We start from the raw sequence: 18156 nt of genomic DNA, 5'->3' as shown, positions 1-18156 counted from the left end.
GACCTCCCATCTGGTGGTTCCGCGTCGCGGGCACGGGTACGGAGGTGACCTTTCTTCAGTTCACATCTCGGCCTTCAACCAGCGCTGGAGCTCGTCGGCCTGCCACCGCTGGAAGGCCCGTACGGTCGGTATGCCCGGCGGCGGAGGCTGCCGGCAGACGTCGCGGAACATGCCCGCGAGCGCGGCGAACGCGTCGGTCACGATCCGCCGGTCGATACCTTCGATCACCCGTTCGGGATCGCCGCCGTGCACCCAGACGTTCGCCGCGAGGTCGACGCGGTTCCACCACCGCGGGGCGACCGCCGCCCACGGCCAGTCCACGATGATCACCCGGCCGTCCGGGCGGACGATCATGTTGTCGGCCCGGATGTCGCAGTGCGCGACCGTGTCCCCGGTCCGCAGCCGGGCCACGGTCCGCTCGGCGGCGGCCCGCAGCTCGGGCAGGTGGTCGCTCTCCCAGGGGTCGAGGCCGGCCGGCGGGTCGGCGGCCACCCGGTCCCATCCCGCGAAGTCCTCGGCGAACAGGTCACCGGCGTTCTTCAGACCCGCGGGCGCCGGCGTGAGCGCCTGGTCCAGCTCGGCGAGGGCCGTCACGGCGGCGTCGATCTCGCTTGCGACCCAGGGTGTACGGGGGTGGGTGCCCGCCACGTCCTCGAGCACCAGGACCACCCAGTCACCGTCGTCGAAACCGTCGATCAGCCGGGGTGCGGGCACCCGCTCCGGCAGCATCGCTGTGATGCGCATCTCGTCGCGCGCCAGTTCGGCCGAGCGGGCGTTGACGGCCGGGGTGACGGCCTTGACGAAGGCCCGCCGCCCCGACTCGGTGACCACCCGGTCGGCGCTGCCCGGCGAGAAGCCGCCGGGCTGGGACACGGCCGTGACCACCGGGCCGCCACCGATGATGCGCTCGATCCGCGTTCGTACGGTCTCCGGCAGCTCGAGCCACGTGATCCTTTTCCCCGACGCAGACACCATGAGCCGATCGTGGCAGTTCGCCTTCCGAGGGGGCGACCCCATTTTGGCCGGACTGGGGTCACCGCCCGTTTCCGCGCTCTTTGCCGGACTTGTGGGCGCGAAGTTCTGGCAGACTCGAAGGGTGGCTTCGCTGGGGTGGGCGGTCGTGCTGTCGGTGCTGTCCGCCGCCAGCTATGCCGCGGCGGCGGTGGCGCAGGAGCGCCTGGCCGAGCACGGCCAGCGCGGCCTCTCCCGCTGGGCCGCCGCGCTGCTGCTGACCGCCGGCGGCGTCGGCCTGCACGTGGTCGCCCTCGACTTCGGCACGGTCGCGGTCGTACAGGCCCTGGGCACGCTCACTCTGCTGTTCGCGCTCCCCATCGCTCGCCTCCGCTACGGCGTGCGGATCAGCGCCGCCGCCTGGGCCGACGCCATGCTCACGGTGGCCGGCCTGGCCGTGATCATGTCGCTGTCGGTCGAGTCCGGCCGCCCGGCCCTGCTCACCACGGCCGAGGGCCGCGAGCTCTCCCTGATCACCGTCGGCGCCGTCGGCGTGCTCACCCTGCTGGCCTGGCGCTGCGGCCCTCGCATGCGCGGCGTCCTGCTGGCCGCGGCCGCCGGCACCGCCTTCGGCATCTCGTCGGTGCTCTCCAAAGCCGTGATCGGCGCCGTCACCGACGGTGGCCTCCGCTCGGTCTCCACCTTCGTCCTGGCCATGGTCGTGCTCTTCGCCATCTGTGGATACCTGCTGGGCCAGTTCTCCTACCGGGGCGCCGGCTTGGCCGCGCCGTTGGCCACGGTCAGCGTCTCCAACCCCATCGTCGCCGCCATCGCCGGCGTCGTCGTCTTCGACGAGGCCTTCCGCTCCGGCACGGTCGGCGTCGTCGTGGTCGCCGCGGCCGCCCTGGTCATGACCGCCGGCGTCATCGGGCTGGCCCGCCGTACGGCCGCACCCCCGGCCGCACAGCCGTCCGCCACGCCGTCCGGCGAACTGTCCCAGCCGGGCGGTCAGCGGTAGCGCACCCGGTATCGCAGGTGGGTCACGCCCCTGCCCTCGACCACCTCGACCCGCTCGAGCTTGCCGTCCAGGGACATGCAGAAACTGGCGCTCACGGTCACGTTCGAGCTCCTTCGCCGTGCGGGTGCGCGGTCCGCGCTCGGCCCTGGGACCGCCGGCGGCGCGAGAACTCATCGCCCGAGAAAGACGGATCGCGTAGTCCTTTCGTCCATGTGCGGGGGACAAAAGGGCGACATTGACGTTGATCTAGATCCGATCGGCCGCCGGGACGCGTGCTTGTGGGCGAAGGGGCGACGCTCACGCCCCCAAACGAGGAGAAGTCATGCTCAACTCGAAGCGTTCCCGGGTTCGCGCTGCCGCTGGGGTGGGGATGGCAGCCGTGGTCGCCGGTGTCGGCGCGGTGACCTTCAACGCGTCCGCGGCCGAGCAGTCGGCGGTGGCCGTGACGGCGCCCGACGGCCGGGCCGTGTCGATTCCGGGGATTCCGGCGGCCATCAAGCCGCCCAAGGGGGCCAAGCCGATCGGGGCGTACGTCGTCGCCTCGGGTACGCAGACCTACACGTGCGCCAACGGGTCGTTCGCGGGGGCGTCCGTGCCCGAGGCGCAGCTCATCGGCACGGGCGGGCGGGTGCACCACTTCGCCGGGCCGAGCTGGCAGTCGACGCGGGACGGCTCGCTGGTCAAGGCGGCCAAGGAAGCCGAGAGCGCGCGGGCCGGCACGATTGCGGAGCTGCTGCTCAAGGTCACCGAGAAGTCCGGGTCGGGTGTGCTGGGCAAGGCCACCTACATCAACCGGCTGCTCACCTCGGGCGGCACCGCGCCGGCCGGCACCTGCGTGGACGGGACCAAGAAGGCGGTGCCGTACGGCGCGGTCTACGTGTTCTGGACGAACTGAGAGGCGGTGAAGGTCGTCGGCTTGACGGGTCGTAATCGGTCGATGATCGGGCGTAGTTTGAGGACGGCAGGTCGTTCCCTCAGCGGTGAGGAGCCACCATGAAGAAGCTCATCAACGACCCCTCGAACGTCATCGCCGACGCCCTTCACGGCATTGCCGCCGCCCATCCGGAGCTACGCGTCGACCACGAGAACCGGATCATCGTGCGGGGTGACGCGCCGGTGCGCGGCAAGGTCGGCCTGGTCTCCGGCGGCGGCTCGGGGCACGAGCCGCTGCACGGCGGATTCGTCGGGTCCGGCATGCTCGACGCCGCCTGCGCGGGCGAGATCTTCACGTCGCCGGTGCCCGACCAGATGACGGCGGCGACCCAGGCCGTCGACGGCGGCGCCGGCGTGCTGCACATCGTGAAGAACTACACCGGCGACGTCATGAACTTCGAGCTCGCGGCCGAGATGGTCGCGGCCGACAGCGGCACCGAGGTCGTCGCGGTCGTCGTCGACGACGACGTGGCCGTGCAGGACAGCCTCTACACGGCCGGGCGCCGGGGCGTCGGGGCCACCGTGCTGCTGGAGAAGATCGCCGGGGCGGCGGCCGAGGAGGGCCGGCCCCTGGCCGAGGTGGCCGAGGTGGCGCGCAAGGTCAACGCGTACTCCCGAAGCATGGGTCTGGCTTTGACCTCGTGCACCGTGCCGGCGGCCGGCAAGCCGACCTTCGACCTGCCCGAGGACCAGATGGAGGTCGGCATCGGCATCCACGGCGAGCCCGGCCGCCGCCGCGTGCCGGTCGCGCCGGCCGCCGAGATCGCCGAGATGCTGGTCGGCCCGATCCTGTCCGACCTCGACTACACCGGCGGCGACAGCGTCATCGCGTTCGTCAACGGCATGGGGGCGACGCCGCTGATCGAGCTGTACGTGATGTTCAACGAGGTGTCGCAGCTGCTGGCCAAGGCCGGTGTGCCGGTGGCGCGGTCGCTCGTGGGGCCGTACATCACAAGCCTTGACATGGCCGGCTGCTCGGTCACCCTGCTGAAGGCGGATGACGAGATCCTGCGATTGTGGGACGCGCCGGTCAACACGCCGGCGCTGCGGCGCGGGGTCTGACGCCGATGGACACGGCGGCGCTCACCGCGTGGATCCGCGAGTTCGCGCGGCTCGTCGCGCAGAACAAGGAACTGCTCACCGAGCTCGACTCGGCGATCGGCGACGGCGACCACGGCGTCAACATGGACCGGGGCCTCACGGCGGTGGTGTCCGCATTGGACGCCGAGGTGCCGGAGACGCCGTCGGCGCTGTTCAAGAAGGTCGGCATGACCCTGATCAGCAAGGTCGGCGGGGCGAGCGGGCCGCTCTACGGCACGGCGTTCCTGCGGATGGCGGCGGCGGCCGGCGACTCGGTGGAACTCGACAAGGTCCTGCGGGCGGGACTGGACGGGGTGATCGCCCGGGGCAAGGCGGTGCCGGGCGACAAGACGATGGTCGACGCGCTGACCCCGGCGGTCGAGGCGCTGGAGGCCGGCGGCAGCCTCGGCGACGCGGTGCTCGCGGCCGAGCAGGGCCGGGACGCGACGGTTCCGATGGTGGCGCGCAAGGGCCGGGCCAGCTATCTGGGGGAACGCAGCGCCGGTCATCCCGATCCCGGCGCCACCTCGGTGACCCTCCTGGTGCGGGCCGCGGCGACGACGCTGGAGCCCTGATGGTGGGCCTGGTGGTGGTGTGCCACAGCCGCCCCCTGGCCCGGGCCGCGGTCGCCCTCGCGACCGAGATGACGAGGGGGCGGCCGCTGACCCTCGAGATCGCGGCCGGACTCGACGAGGACACCTACGGAACGGACGCGGCCGCGATCATGGAAGCGCTGATCGCGGCCGACACCGGCGACGGCGTCGTCGTCCTGATGGACCTGGGCAGCGCGGTGCTGTCGGCCGAGACGGCGCTGGAGCTGCTCGACGACGAGGTACGGGAGCGGGTCGTGCTGTGCCCGGGGCCGCTCGTCGAGGGCTTGGTGGCGGCGGCGGTGGCGGCCGCGTCCGGCGCGAGCCGCGACGAGGTGGCCGCCGAGGCGGCAGCTGGCCTGGCCGGCAAAGAGTCCCACTTGGGCGTCCCGTCTGAAGATCAAATTATTGGTGGTACGAGGGAAGGCCCGTCCGCCACCGTCGAAGTGACCGACCCGCACGGGTTGCACGCGCGACCGGCGGCCCGGGTGGTGACCGAGGCGCGGTCCTTCGACGCGCGGGTCGAGCTGCGCAACGCGACGACGGAATCGGGGTGGGTATCCGCGTCGAGCCTGTCGAAGGTGGCCACCTTGGGGGTGCTTCAGGGGCACGAGTTGGAGGTACGGGCGTCGGGCCCCCAGGCGCAGGAGGCGGTCGACCGGATCGTGGCGGTGGCCGGTTCGGGCGAGCTTATCGAGCCGGGCGGTGACGGCTCGGGGTTTTCCACAGAACAGCGGTCGTCCACAGGGGAGCCGCGCGATCGTGGGTCGCTGGGGGAGAATGAGGCAGGCGGGGGCCCCCAAGGGAGGGCGGGGGCTGACCTGCGGGCGGACGGCGCGCGCCACCAAGCCGGGCCGGCCTCTCCGGGTGTGGCCATCGGCCCGGCGGCACACCTGCGTGCCGCGCCGCTCGATCTGCCCGACCTGCCCTCGCTCGGTGCGGAGCCCGAGCTGCGCCGCCTCGAGCAAGCCCTGGACGCCGCCCGCCGCGAGATCACCAGCATCCCCGACCCCATCTTCGACGCCCATCTCCTCCTGCTCGACGACCTCCTGCCCGAAGCCCGCACCCGGATCGAGCAGGGCGCCCCCGCACCCCAGTCCTGGCATCGAGCCGTGTCCTCCGTCGCCGCCCAGTTCGACGCTCTCACCGACCCCTACCTGCGGGCCCGCGCCGCCGATGTGCGCGCCGTCGGCGATCAGGTCCTGCGCCTGCTCCTCGGCGCCCCGGCCGCGACCACCACCGCCGACGGCGTTCTCCTCGCCGCCGACCTCACTCCCGCCCAGGCCGCCGCGCTCGACCCCGCCCGCACCGCCGGCGTTCTGCTGGCCGCCGGCAGTCCCACCTCGCATGCCGCGATCCTCACCCGTACCCGTGGCATTCCCGCCGTTGTCGGCGCCGGCCCTCAAGTTCTGGACGTTCCGGACGGCACCCTCATCGCGCTCGACGGCGGTTCCGGCACCTTTGTCGTCGGGCCTTCCGGCACTGACCTCGCCACCTTCCGCGCCGCGGCCTCCCAGCAGGCGACCGTGCGTGAAGCCGCCCGCTCCCTCGCCTTCGAGCCGGCCGTGACGAGCGCCGGCGTGGAGATCGCCGTCGGGGCCAACATCGGTTCCGTCGAGGACGCTCGTGTGGCCGCCGCGAACGGCGCCGATCTGGCCGGCCTGGTCCGCACCGAATTCGTGTTCCTCGACCGGGCCGGCGCGCCCGATGTGGACGAACAGGTCGCCGTCTATCGCGCGATCGCCGAGGCCTTCGGCGGCCGCCGCGTCACCCTGCGCACGCTCGACGCCGGCAGCGACAAGCCCCTGCCCTACCTGCCGGCGCCGGCCGAGGCCAACCCCTTCCTGGGTGTACGCGGTCTCCGTCTCTCCCTGGCGCATCCGCGGGTCTTCGCCGAGCAGCTTCTGGCGATCGCCCGCGTCGCGCGGGAGGCCCCGGTCAGCGTCATGTTCCCGATGGTCACCACCGTGGACGAGCTGCGCCGGGCCCGCGTCATGCTCGACGAGGCCGTCGCCCGCACCGGCTCGGGCCGCCCGGCCGGCCTGCGCGTGGGCATGATGGTCGAGGTGCCGGCGGCCGCGCTGCGGGCCGCCGAGTTCACCCCGTACGCCGAGTTCTTCAGCGTCGGCACCAACGACCTGACGCAGTACACGCTGGCCGCCGAGCGCGGCAACGCCGCCCTCATGTCCCTGTCGGCCGGCCTCGACCCGGCCGTGGCCCGGCTCGTCGACGAGTTGTGCCGGGCCGCCGCCGACCGCGTCCCGGTCGCTGTCTGCGGGGAGCTGGCCGCCGACGAGCGGGCCGTGCCCCGCCTGCTCGCCGCCGGCGTGCGCCAGCTGAGCGTGGCGCCCGCCCTCGTCCCCCTCGTCAAGCAGACCGTACGGGCGATCTAGACCAGGCCACCCATCGCCGGGTCGCTGATGCTCTCCTCGCCGTTCTCCAGGTGGCCCGCGTAGCGGCGTTCGAAGCCGGCGCCGGTCACGGTCAGGTCGTACCAGCCGCGCGTGCGGCCGGCCGCCCGCTGGTACGTACGGCTCGCTCCGGCCCGTACGGCGAACCGTTCCGTCTTGTGGGTGTAGCGATCGGTGACGGTCACCTCGGCGCGCCCGGAACCGTGATTGCGGATCTCCAGCGTGATCGTCTGCCGGCGGTCGTCGCCGGCGGCGTGCACCTCGACGGCGGTCGTGCCCTGGAAGTGGCGGAAGAAGCCGTTCGGGCCGCGCACCTCCAGGTCCGGCGTTCCCGTCCAGGCGCCGGTCAGCCGCTTGCCGGGCTCGACCGTGTACGTGCGTGGCGCCACCGCCGGATCGGCCGAGTGGACGTGGAAGACCACTGTCGCGTGCCCGGTGTTGCGGAACTCGATCGTGAAGCCGTCCGGGCCGGCCGTCCCGTCCACGTGCAGCCGGTAGGGGAGCGCGCGGGCCGGGCGGACCCCGCGTTCCTGCCCGGGCAGCTCCGGGTCGGCCGGCGGCACCGGCACCTCGTTCGGGCGGCGGGTCAGCTCGGCCGGCTTGAAGTCGGTGGTGCCGGGCAGATCGGGGCGCCCCCGGTTCGGGTTCTTGAAGTCGAAGGCGCTGGTCAGGTCGCCGGCCACGGCCCGCCGCCACGGGGTGATGTTCGTTTCGACGAGGCCGAACCGCTTCTCCAGGAACCGGATCAGCGAGGTGTGGTCGAACACCTGCGAGTTGACCCAGCCGCCGCGGGTCCACGGCGACACCACGATCGTCGGGACGCGGATTCCGAGGCCGTACGGGCCGGCCGGGTGGCCGGCGCTGCCCGGGAAGATCTCGTTGGTGGTCGGCACCGTCGACTCGCCCGGCGTCGGCGGGACCAGGTGGTCGAAGAAGCCGCCCTCCTCGTCGTACGTGACGATCAGCGCCATCTTGCTCCACACGTGCGGGTTGTCGGCCAGGATGTCGATGACCCGGGAGACGTACCACTCGCCGTAGTGCGGGCCCCAGTTCGGGTGCTCGGTGTAGGCCTCGGGAGCGACGATCCAGCTCACCTTGGGCAGCCGGCCGTTCTCGACGTCGGCCCGGAAATCGGTGAGCAGTTGCTCCGGGTCCCGGCCGAGCTGGGTGACCTCGGTGCCGGTCTTCGCCTTGGCGGCGAGCGGGCTGCCCGGCGCGGCGTTCTGGTACTGGTGGAAGTAGAGCAGCGAGTTGTCGCCGTAGTTGCCGATGAACGGGTCGTTCGTCCAGCCCCACGACCCGGCGGCGGTCAGTCCGGTGCCGACGTCCTGGTAGATCTTCCACGACACTCCGGCGCGTTCCAGCCGCTCCGGATAGGTGGACCAGTCGTACCCGGCCTCGGCGTTGTCGACGACCGGCCCGCCGCCCTTTCCGTCGTTGCCGACCCATCCGGTCCACATGTGGTAGCGGTTGGGGTCGGTCGAGCCGAGCAGCGAGCAGAAGTAGTTGTCGCAGATCGTGAACGCGTCCGCGAGCGCGTAGTGGTACGGCAGGTCGGCCCGTACGTGGTGGGTCATGGTCTGGACGCCCTTGTTCGGCACGAACCGGTCGTGCCGCCCGCCGTTCCAGGCCGCGTGCGTGTCGTTCCAGCCGTGCGGCGGGTCGGGCAGGAACATGGCGCCCACGTCCGGCACCTCGGGCCGGAACGGCAGCAGTTCGCCGTCACCGTGGCGCTGATGCCACACCGACTTGCCGCCGGCCTGCCGGACGGGATGCGGATCGGCGAATCCCCGTACGCCCCGCATGGCGCCGAAGTAGTGGTCGAACGACCGGTTCTCCTGCATAAGGAAGATGACGTGCTCGACGTCCTGGATGGTCCCGGTGCGCGTGTTCGCCGGGATGGCGAGGGCCTTCTCCAGCCCGGACGGCATCGCCGAGGCGACCGCGGGAATGCCCAGCATCTGCAAGAAAGTGCGCCGATCCACATTGGCCATGCGCGGCAAGTTAGCTTCCGAAGTTGACCAGCTCATATACGGGAGTCGATCAGTGAGTGCCGCCGGTCTGTCCGCCTTCTCCCTGGAAGGCAGAAAAGCCCTGATCACCGGGGGTAACCGGGGCCTGGGTTACGCGTTCACCGAGGCCCTGGCCGCGTGCGGCGCCGCCGTGGCGTTCGCCGGCCGCGACGCCTCGGCCAACGACAGCGCGGTGCGGCGTCTGGCGGCTTCGGGCATTGAGTCGTACGCCATCACCGCCGACCTGACCGTCGACGACGACGCTGACCGCGCGGTCGACGAGGCGGCCACCGCCCTGAACGGCCTCGACATAGTCGTCAACAACGCCGGCGTCTGCTTCCACAACCCGGCCTGGGACGCCCCCGACGCCGAGTGGCAGCAGGTCTTCGACTTGAACGTGCGCGCCGTCTGGCGGGTGAGTCTGGCCGCCGGCCGCCACATGCGCGACACGGGCGGCGCGATCGTCAACATCGGATCCATCTCCGGCCTGATCGTCAACCGCCCCCAGATGCAGGCCCCGTACAACGCGTCGAAGGCGGCGGTCCACCAGTTGACGAAGTCCTTGGCCGCCGAGTGGGCCCCGCACGGCATTCGCGTCAACGCGGTGGCCCCCGGCTACGTGAAGACGGAGATGGCCCCGGTCGACCGCCCCGAGTTCCAGCGAATGTGGATCGAGGACACCCCACAGCAGCGCTACGCGACCCCGGACGAGATAGCCCCCAGCGTCGTCTTCCTCTGCTCTCCGGCGGCTTCCTTCATCACCGGCGCCGTCCTGGTCATCGACGGCGGCTACACCCTCTTCTGACGGGCACCGGGCCTGTGACGCAGATCTACTGTCCGCGTGGTCAGTACGAGCTACGTTACTAACCGCATGGTCATTAATACGGAGGTCGCCATGAACGCCCACGCCGGTGCTCCCCAGCCCACCTGGGGACGAGTGCTCTCCCTTCTCTGGTTTCCTTTCTTCTTCGCGGCGGTCATGTCGTCGATCTACGTGATCGGGATCGGGCATCCGGCGCCCACCGCGGTGCATCTCGGGGTCATCGGAACGGCGCCCGCCGTGCCGGCCGGCGTCGATGTGCGGCCGGTCAGTGACATCGGGGGAGTCAAAACCGACGAGCTGGCCGGGGTGTACGACTCGGGCAGCGGGACGCTCTACGTCTCCACCGCCGGCAGCAGCACCCGGGCCGACTTCCTGACGAAGGTGCTGCACCCGGCGCACACTGTCGACGTGGTGGCCGCCTCCAGCGGGGACGTCACCGGCGTCGGGCTGTTCTTCTACGGGCTGCCGCTCCTGCTGGTCGGCATGATCACCTCGTTCATGATGTTGCAGTTCGGGATGTGGCCGATGCGCCGGAAGATCGTCACGATCGCGGCCACCGGCGCCTTCGCCAGCGTCTTCACCTTCGCCGTGGCGACATGGCGCGATGTCATCCCGGCCGACTGGTGGCTTCTGGTGTACGGCTTCCTGCTCACCCAGGCGATCGGATGGATCACCACGGCGCTACCGCGGTTCGTCAAGCAGTTCACGATGCCGGTCGCGATGACATTCGTCCTGCTGCTGGGGCTGCCCACCGCCGGCGGCACCGTCAACGCCGACATGCTGCCGACGTGGCTCCGGTGGCTGCACGACGTGCTGCCGTTCGGCCAGTTCATCGAGATCGCCCGCTCCAGCGCCTACTTCGGCAACCACGGCCTGGCCCGGCCGCTGACCATCCTCGCCGCCTGGGTGGTCGCCGCCGCCGCGCTGCTGGCCTGGGCCGCCCGGCCGCCGAAGCGGATCGCGCCCAGCGTTCCGCGGTTCTCCACCCGGCTTCACGGCACCGTCCGGACCACGGCCGGCGTCCCGGTGGCCGGCGCCACCGTGCTCACCCTCGACGACGCCGGCCGTGAACTGGTCCGGACCATCACGAACGAGACCGGTGCGTACGAGGCGGCGAGCGTCCGCCCCGGCCTGCACCACCTGGTCGTCACGGCCGCCCATCACGAGCCCGAGATCGTGACGATCGGCGTGCGCGAACACCACGCCGAGCCCCGCGACATCACCCTCGTCGACTGGAACGATCCGGCCGGCACGCTGACCCCGCAGGAGGTCGACGAGCGCCGCAGCCTGGTCGCTTAGCCCGGCGAAGGAGGGTCCGGACGGCGGGCTGATCGTCACGGTGAGTCTGCCCCGGGCGTTCTGAGCTCGTCGTAAAGGGCGGCGGCCCGCTCCTCGTTCCGAACCGCCTCCCCGATGTCGCCGAGAAGCCGGTGGGCGCGGCCGAGGCCGGCGTGAGCACGGGCCAGCAGCTCGCGGGCGCCGATCTCCTCGGCGATGACGCGTGCCTCGGTGTGCAGGGTGCGCGCCTCGGCCGGGTCGGTCACCGCCTCGCCCAGCCCGTTGAGCGCGGCCGCCTCGCCGTCGCGGTAACCGGTCTCGCGGAAGATGCTCAGCGCCTGACGGTGATGATCGGCCGCCCGGGGGTCACCGCGCCTCGTGTCCAGCATGCCGAGGGCGTACAGGGCGCTGGCCTCGCCCGTACGGTCGCCCAATTCCTTTTGAAACAGCGCCAGGGCCTCGAAAAGATGCTCGCCGGCCGGCTCGTGGCGGCCGAGTTCCGTCTCGGCCTCGCCCAGGCTGATCAGGGAACTGCCCTCGCCCATCCGGTCGCCGTTGGCCCGGCAGAGCGCCAGCGCCCGCGCGAAGTGCTCGGCCGCCTCCTCGTGGTGGCCCAGCGTCTGCTCGATGTAGCCGACCCGGGCCAGGGCGCGGCCCTCACCGAGCGGGTCACCCGACTGTCGATAGAGGACCAGCGCCCGCCCGAAGTGGTCGGCCGCCTCCCGGTAGCGGCCCAGCTGCGTCATGACGACGCCCAGGTTCAGCAGCGCGCGGGCCTGGCCGACCGGGTCGCCCGTACGCCGGAAGAGCTCCACCGCCCGCCGATGGCTGTCCGCGGCCGGGCCGCCCTGACCGAGCCGCCACAGCGCGGTACCGAGATCGGTCAGCGCGTGCCCCTGCCCGGCCAGGTCGCCGACCCGCTCGGCGGCCGTGTGGGCCAGGCTGTGCACGGTGACGGCGTCGTGGTTGTGGCCGCCGTTGAGATAGCGGAACAGGATGCGGGCGAGTCCGGTGGCGTGCCCCGGCCAGCCGTCGGCGGCCATGTGCGCGACCACCGCGACCAGGGTGGCCCGCTCGGTGTCCAGCCAATGCCGGGCCGCACCGGCGTCGGCCGGCTTCGCGGTGAGGATGCCGCTGGTGGCGATGCGCGGACGCCGGTGGGCCTCGACCGGGTGCAACACGTCCATCGCCTCGGTCGTAGCGGCCAGGTAGTAGTCGAACAGCCTCGTCAGCGCGGCCCGGCGTTCCCGGGGGCTGTCCTCGTCCCGCGCCTTGTCGGCGGCGAAGGCACGCACCAGGTCGTGGAACGTGTACCGGCCGGGCGCCGCCCGCGACAGCAGGTGGTCGTCGCAGAGGCCGTCGAGCCGGCGCTCCACCCGCCGCGGCTCGTCGCCGGCAAGCGCGGCCACGGCGTACGCGTCGAGGTCCTCACCCGGATGCAGAGCGGCCAGCCGCAGCAGACGCCGCTGCGCGGCCGGCAGGTCGCGGTAGGAGAGGTCCAGGGCCAGCTCGACGCCGCCCTCCAACTGGCGGCGCTCGTCCAGCCGGTCCGCGTGATCGGTCAGCGACCAGCCCGGCGTGGCCCGGATGTGCGCGGCGACCAGCCCCAGCGCCAACGGCAGATAGCCGCAGTGGCGAGCGATCCGGGCCGCGGCCCCGGGCTCGGCCGCCCGCCGGCCGCGGGTCAGGAAAGCCGCGGCCTCGTCGGCGCCGAACACGTCCACCACCAGAGTGTCGAGCCCGGCCAGGCTGTGCCGGCTCGTGACCAGCGTCAGACATCCCGGCGCGTCGGTCAGCAGCGGCCGCACCTGCTCGATGTCGCCCGCGTTGTCGAGCAGAAGAAGGGAGTCGGTCATTCGTTCCCGCAACGCGGCCGTCCGCGCCGCGACGGCGTGCGGGATCTGCCGCCCGGGCACCCCGAGCAGCCGCAGAAGGGCACCCAGAACGGCGGCCGGATCGGCCGGCGGCTGCCCCGGATCGGGATGGAACCCGCGCAGGTTGACGAAGAGAACCCGCTGAAAGCGCTCCCGCATGAGATGAGCCGCCCGCACGGCCAGCTGCGTCTTACCGACCCCGGCCATCCCCTTGATCGCCAGATGGCCCGGCCCGGCCCGCTGGATCAGTTCGAGCTCGGCCGCCCGCCCGGTGAACTCGGCCAGATCGGGCGGCAGCCGATCCTGAACGCTGACCCGGGCCGCCGCCTCAGCCTCCCCGCCGGCGGCCCGAAGAGCCCGCCGCCACCGGGCGACATAGTCCTCGTCCGGGCAGAGAGCACGCACGATCGCCAGTACGAGGTCGTTGTCGACCCGCCGCCGCCCGGCCCGGAAACAGTCCACCACCGTCGACCGGCGGGCCTGGCCACCGACCCGCTCGGTGATCGCCTCGAAGGAGGGCTCCCCGGCCCACCTCTTGAGCACACGAAGCCGCCCGGCAAGCTCATCGAGCCCATCGCCCACGGCGGGCTCAGGAGGCGGCTCCCCCGCGAAGGGCACGTCTGACCCCCCAGCTCACGGTGGGTTTGGCGCGCCCGGCAGGATTCGAACCTGCGACCGATGGATTAGAAGTCCATTGCTCTATCCGCTGAGCTACGAGCGCGTGGGCCAACAGCCTATCTTGCCGACCGCGACCCGGGGGTAACCAGGCGTCCCGTCAAAACCGACCGGAACGTCCATGCCCGAGAGCCCACTCGGTCCACCCGTTCCGGCCCGCTCGCGCCGCGGGTTCGCGTCCTCAAAAGACACTCGACGCGGTCATTTCACCTGTTCGCGTCTTCCGGGGCCGGGGGGACCTCGATCTCGGGGGTGCCGACCGGCGGGAGGTACGCGTCGACCCAGCGGCCCAGTTCGCGGAAGACGTCGACCCGTACCTGTTTGCCGGAAAGGGTCAGGTCGTGCATGCCGCCGTCGAAACGGGCGATCGACACGCGCGGGCCCAAACGCGGAGCCCAGCGGACGATGTGGTCGACATCGAGCACCGAATCCGTCGTCCGCAGGTCGTCGTGCCAGGCGCGGCCGCGGAAGGAGCGCGTCGAGCAGGCCACCATGATGGGCGCGTCGATGGAAAGGCCGGACCGTAGACGCCTTTGACCGCGGCGAATGGCTTCGAGCCAGCCCGTGGTGACCGGGAATCCCAGCACCGGTTTCCACGCCAGGTCGTATGTCCATTCGCCACGATGGTCGGTGTGCAGGCTCTGCCCGTACAGGCCCAGATTGGCCATCGGGATCTTCCGGTACGGCGCGCGCCGGGAAACGCCGATCGCGGCCGCCATGATGGGCCGTTTCACCAGCCAGGGCACGTTGAAGTCGAAGAACGGGCTGTTCAGGAAGAGGCCGTCGACGATGCCGCGGCCCTGCCGCGAATGCGACCACAACGACGTGATGAGCCCGCCGGTGGAATGGCCGGCGACCAGCAGCTGATCGTGCCCGTCGTCCTCGCGGATGATGCGGGCGGCCTCATCCAGCTCCGGGTAGTAATCGGTGAGGCTGCGCGCGAAGTTCGGCGTCTGGTGGGGGAGCAGGCTCCGGCCGTACTTGCGCAGGTCGAGCGCGTAGAAATCCCAGCCCTGCTCGACGAAGAAATCGGCGAGATGCGTCTGGAAGAAATAGTCGACGAATCCGTGCACGTACAGAACGGCGCGTTTCCGCGGCTTTTCCGCCCGCCGCCGCACCAGCGTGGCGATGACCGCGCCCTCGTCGTCCGAACCCAGGTCGATCGTGTGCCGCTCATAGGGCGGTCCAAGAACGTCGGTCTCCACGGGCCCAGGCTACCGACCGGTACCGCCGGCCGCCCGTCATATCAGATCGCCTTCGTCACCCGCCGGTCTTCCACAGACCGCTTCGTCATCCACAGACCCACAGTCAAGATCCCCTTCCGGTACGCCGTGACGGCCAGACTGCCGCGGTCAAGTTCACACACAGGAGGTCACATCGTGTTCGACACCCACCTCGTCGTCGTGGGCAATGTTCTCGTCGCCCCGGAATGGCGCCGCGTCACCGCCAGCGGCAGCCTGGTCGCCAACTTCCGGATCGCCTCGAACGCCCGCCGCTTCGACCGCGAGAGCAACACCTGGGTCGACGGCAACAGCCTGCGCATCCGCGTGTCGGCGTGGCGCCGCCTGGCCGAGGGCGTCGCCTCGTCGATCACCGTCGGCGACCCCGTCATCGTGTACGGCCGCCTTTACACCCGCGACTGGAAGGACGACCAGGGCAACACCCGCGTCTCGTACGAGATGGAGGCCTACTCGATCGGCCACGACCTGGCCCGGGGCCGCGGCCGCTTCTTCCGCCAGAAGTCGCTCCCCGGCAACGCCGCGATCGAGGACGCCGAGGCCGACATGCTGGTGGCCGGCGAGCCGTCGATCGCCCTGACGGCCCAGGAGACCCCGATCGGCTACGGCGAGGGCATCCCGCCCGGCGGCATTCCCACCTTCGCCGAACCCCCGTCGTTCCCCGAGCTCCCGGCCGAACTCTCCCCGGTCGCGCAACGCCTGTCCGTGGTCGCGGGCGAGCCCACGCTGTCGGATCCGGCGCCGGCGGATTCGGCGCCGGCCGACCCTTCGCCGGCCACCCCTGCGTCGATCGACCCTTCGACGGCTGACCCTTCGCCGGCGGAGCTTTCGCCGGCGGAGCTTTCGCCGGCGGAGCTTTCGCCGGTGGCCGCGGTTTCGGACGGCGCGCCGGACGAGGAGCCGGAACCGGAGGAGCCCTCCCCGACCGGCGACGACTTCACCCTCGAGGTCGAACGGCTCACAGCGGCGCAGCCCACCACCCCCACCCGCCGAAGCCGCCGCTCCTCCTCGAAACGAGAGCCCATCGCGGCCTGACCATCGACAGCCCGGCCGGCAGCGTCGCCGGCCGGGCTCGTCGCCGGCCGGGCTCGTCGCCGGCCGGGTTCGTCGCCGGCCGGGTTCGTCGCCGGCCGGGTTCGTCGCCGGCCGGGTTCGTCGCTGGCCGGGTTCGTCGCTGGCCGGGCCCGCCGCTGGTCGGGCCGATGGCGCTGGCGTCCGCCGGTCGGCGCTCACTGCGGTCGCACCCGCGGAGTCCGGGTCGGCATTCATGGCGGCCGCTGCACCTGGCACCGGAGAGGGGGTGGTTCAGCGGGGCGGGCACATCTACAGTCGGCCGGTGCTCAAGCGGCGACTGGCGATTCTCACGGCGGCCCTGACCGGTGCGGCGATGCTGAGCGGTTGTGGCGACCACGCGGACAAGACCGCGGCAGCCGACCCCGCTCCGATCTCGGCTGCATCGGGTTCATCGGGTTCATCGGGCGCTTCGGGCGCTTCGGGCGCCTCGGGAACGCCGGGCGGAGCCTCGGCGGTGCCGGGGGCGGCTTCGGCGGCGGCCCCCGCCGCATCCGGCGCTGCCACGTCGGCGCCTGCGGTGAAGCCGTCCGCCTCGGCAACGCGGAAGGTGGCTAAGAGCCTGCCCAAACCGGGCAATTCGTCCGGCGGGGCGAGTGTGCCGGCCGAGGCGCGGGCGGTTGACACCAGCAAGCCGGACCGCACGATCGGGGATGGCACGCCGGCCAGTTGCACCTCGGCGGCCGTCGTCAAGGCGGTCGCGCGGGGCGGCGTCATCACGTTCGACTGTGGGCCCGATCCCGTCACCATCACCATGACGGCCACCGCCAAGGTGCACAACACCAGCTCCACCGTGGTGCTCGACGGGGGCGGGCGGGTCACGCTGAGCGGCGCCGGCCGGCGCCGGATCCTCTACATGAACACCTGCGACGAGGAGCTGACCTGGACGACCTCACACTGCAACGACCAGGAGACGCCGCGGCTGACCGTGCAGAACCTCGTCTTCGCCGAGGGCAACAGCACCGGTGAGACCGTCGAGGGTGGCGGCGGCGGCGCGATCTTCGCGCGCGGCGGGCGCCTCAAGGTGGTCAGTTCGCGCTTCACCGGGAACCGCTGTGACGGCACCGGGCCCGACCTGGGCGGGGCGGCCATTCGCGCGCTCGATCAGAGCGGGGACCGGCCGGTGTACGTCGTGAACAGCACCTTCACCGGCGGGAGGTGCTCCAACGGGGCCGCCCTGAGCAGCATCCAGGTTTCCTGGACGGTGCTCAACAGCGTGTTCAGCGGCAACTCGGCCGTCGGGCGCGGGGCCAACCCGGCCCGCGGCGGCACGCCCGGCGGGGGCAGCGGGGGAGCGATCTATGTGGACGGCAACGACTTCACGCTCAGCCTGGACGGCACGATCGTCAAGGACAACAAAGCCCGGGAGGGTGGTGGCGCCATCTTTTTCGTCAGCAACGACCGTAGTGGCACGTTGAAGATTCGCCGCTCCACGTTGGCCCGGAATCCGAGCGCGGGTTTCGAGACCGCGGGCCTGCCCGGGGTCTTCTACCTGGGCCGGGGCACGCCGTCGACCAGTGGCTCCACCTTGAAGTAGGGCCGTACGGACAGGGCCACCCCCGAAAGGGGTGGGCCGATCGTGCCGCGTTAAGGGGCCGCCCGGCCGACCTGCCCGGTTGGTCCTGGCGTGCCCGGGACCGGCAGACTGGGGCCGTGCTGTTGAAGGAGATCCGCGCGATAGCGGGCGAGACGTTGGTGCTCGCGCCGCACGACCAGGACGCCGAGACTGCCAACACCAGCTGGTTCGGCGCACCGATGCACGAACGCATAAGCATGACGGCGGACGAGGTGGTGTCCGCTTTCGAGGAGACCGCCGAGCTGCTGCGCGACCAGGTCGCGGCCCAGCGGCATCACGGGCCGGCGACGTTCTACGTCTGGCACGACCTCCAGGCGGGGCAGCTGCGCTGCTCGACACGCTCCTGCGGACACGACCAGTTGCCGTTCAAGACCTACCGGACGACCGGTGACCTGCAGGCCATCGTCGTCGAGTTCCTGGAGGACCGCGCGCCGGGCGCGATCGCCTGGGGCCAGTTGGAGCCGGTGCCGTTCCCGGACGGCCCGGTCGTCGTCGACGACCAGATCGTCGTCTGGGTCTGCGACCTGAGCCAGTCCACGCCCGGCACCGGCGTGAGCCAGGCCGCACCCAGCCCAGCTCAGGCCTGACCAAAGCCCGAGAACAGCCCAGGCCTGACCAAAGCCCGA

Annotated in this window: 15 protein-coding genes and 1 tRNA gene; 10 read left to right on the top strand and 6 right to left on the bottom strand. The window is 71.7% G+C overall.

Going from position 1 to position 18156, the window contains the following annotated elements; all coding sequences use genetic code 11:
- Positions 1-60: 60 nt before the first annotated feature.
- Positions 61-975, bottom strand: coding sequence for an aminoglycoside phosphotransferase family protein (locus AB0C26_RS08700; protein ID WP_360243898.1), 915 nt, complete (start codon positions 973-975; stop codon positions 61-63).
- A 121-nt stretch (positions 976-1096) separates the two neighbouring features.
- On the opposite strand from AB0C26_RS08700, the gene AB0C26_RS08695 reads away from it, so the two are divergent.
- From AB0C26_RS08695 to ptsP, 5 genes are all read left to right on the top strand, one after another.
- On the top strand, positions 1097-1969 hold the full coding sequence (locus AB0C26_RS08695; RefSeq protein ID WP_360243895.1) for a DMT family transporter: 873 nt from the start codon (positions 1097-1099) through the stop codon (positions 1967-1969).
- A 322-nt stretch (positions 1970-2291) separates the two neighbouring features.
- The gene (locus tag AB0C26_RS08690; protein ID WP_360243892.1) at positions 2292-2864 is read left to right on the top strand and encodes a DUF3455 domain-containing protein; all 573 of its coding nucleotides are present in this window, start codon (positions 2292-2294) and stop codon (positions 2862-2864) included.
- Between the two features lie 98 nt (positions 2865-2962).
- Positions 2963-3964: a dihydroxyacetone kinase subunit DhaK gene (gene dhaK, locus AB0C26_RS08685; protein ID WP_360243889.1), complete on the top strand. Its 1002-nt coding sequence runs from the start codon at positions 2963-2965 to the stop codon at positions 3962-3964.
- A 5-nt stretch (positions 3965-3969) separates the two neighbouring features.
- The gene (gene dhaL, locus AB0C26_RS08680) at positions 3970-4557 is read left to right on the top strand and encodes a dihydroxyacetone kinase subunit DhaL (RefSeq protein ID WP_360243886.1); all 588 of its coding nucleotides are present in this window, start codon (positions 3970-3972) and stop codon (positions 4555-4557) included.
- Complete coding sequence (ptsP, locus tag AB0C26_RS08675) at positions 4557-6965, top strand: phosphoenolpyruvate--protein phosphotransferase (RefSeq protein WP_360243883.1); 2409 nt, start codon at positions 4557-4559, stop codon at positions 6963-6965. The genes dhaL and ptsP overlap by 1 nt, the downstream gene beginning before the upstream one ends.
- Here the strand turns inward: ptsP and AB0C26_RS08670 are convergent.
- Entirely contained in the window at positions 6962-8977 is a 2016-nt protein-coding gene (locus AB0C26_RS08670) for a phosphocholine-specific phospholipase C (protein ID WP_360243880.1), read from the bottom strand. The two genes, ptsP and AB0C26_RS08670, sit on opposite strands and share 4 nt — an antisense overlap.
- A gap of 52 nt (positions 8978-9029) precedes the next feature.
- Between AB0C26_RS08670 and AB0C26_RS08665 the strand changes: the two genes are divergently transcribed.
- Both AB0C26_RS08665 and AB0C26_RS08660 read left to right on the top strand, forming a co-directional pair.
- Positions 9030-9800, top strand: coding sequence for an SDR family oxidoreductase (locus tag AB0C26_RS08665; protein ID WP_360243877.1), 771 nt, complete (start codon positions 9030-9032; stop codon positions 9798-9800).
- Positions 9801-9890: 90 nt separating this feature from the next.
- Positions 9891-11117 (top strand): carboxypeptidase regulatory-like domain-containing protein, encoded by a 1227-nt coding sequence (locus tag AB0C26_RS08660; RefSeq protein WP_360243874.1) that lies wholly within the window; start codon positions 9891-9893, stop codon positions 11115-11117.
- Positions 11118-11152: 35 nt separating this feature from the next.
- Here the strand turns inward: AB0C26_RS08660 and AB0C26_RS08655 are convergent, their stop codons facing one another.
- The 3 genes from AB0C26_RS08655 to AB0C26_RS08645 all read right to left on the bottom strand — a co-directional run bounded on the left by AB0C26_RS08655 (position 11153) and on the right by AB0C26_RS08645 (position 14850).
- Positions 11153-13513 carry a tetratricopeptide repeat protein gene (locus tag AB0C26_RS08655; protein ID WP_360243871.1) on the bottom strand — a complete coding sequence of 787 codons (2361 nt, stop codon included), beginning with the start codon at positions 13511-13513 and terminating at the stop codon, positions 11153-11155.
- A 102-nt stretch (positions 13514-13615) separates the two neighbouring features.
- Positions 13616-13691 (bottom strand) — tRNA-Arg (locus AB0C26_RS08650).
- A 160-nt stretch (positions 13692-13851) separates the two neighbouring features.
- Entirely contained in the window at positions 13852-14850 is a 999-nt protein-coding gene (locus tag AB0C26_RS08645) for an alpha/beta hydrolase (protein WP_360243868.1), read from the bottom strand.
- A gap of 174 nt (positions 14851-15024) precedes the next feature.
- On the opposite strand from AB0C26_RS08645, the gene AB0C26_RS08640 reads away from it, so the two are divergent.
- Positions 15025-15918: a single-stranded DNA-binding protein gene (locus tag AB0C26_RS08640; protein ID WP_360243865.1), complete on the top strand. Its 894-nt coding sequence runs from the start codon at positions 15025-15027 to the stop codon at positions 15916-15918.
- Positions 15919-16206: 288 nt separating this feature from the next.
- Here the strand turns inward: AB0C26_RS08640 and AB0C26_RS08635 are convergent, their stop codons facing one another.
- Positions 16207-16710 (bottom strand): hypothetical protein, encoded by a 504-nt coding sequence (locus AB0C26_RS08635; RefSeq protein ID WP_360243862.1) that lies wholly within the window; start codon positions 16708-16710, stop codon positions 16207-16209.
- On the opposite strand from AB0C26_RS08635, the gene AB0C26_RS08630 reads away from it, so the two are divergent.
- Entirely contained in the window at positions 16709-17491 is a 783-nt protein-coding gene (locus AB0C26_RS08630; RefSeq protein WP_360243859.1) for a hypothetical protein, read from the top strand. The genes AB0C26_RS08635 and AB0C26_RS08630 overlap by 2 nt on opposite strands.
- Before the next feature lie 116 nt (positions 17492-17607).
- A complete protein-coding gene (locus AB0C26_RS08625) occupies positions 17608-18117 on the top strand; it encodes a hypothetical protein (RefSeq protein ID WP_360243856.1) in 510 nt (169 codons plus the stop codon).
- Positions 18118-18156: the final 39 nt, after the last annotated feature.

The sequence above is a fragment of the Actinoplanes sp. NPDC048796 genome (genome assembly GCF_040650035.1).
Taxonomy (GTDB): Bacteria; Actinomycetota; Actinomycetes; order Mycobacteriales; family Micromonosporaceae; genus Actinoplanes.
This window is presented reverse-complemented; position numbering and strand designations above follow the sequence as displayed.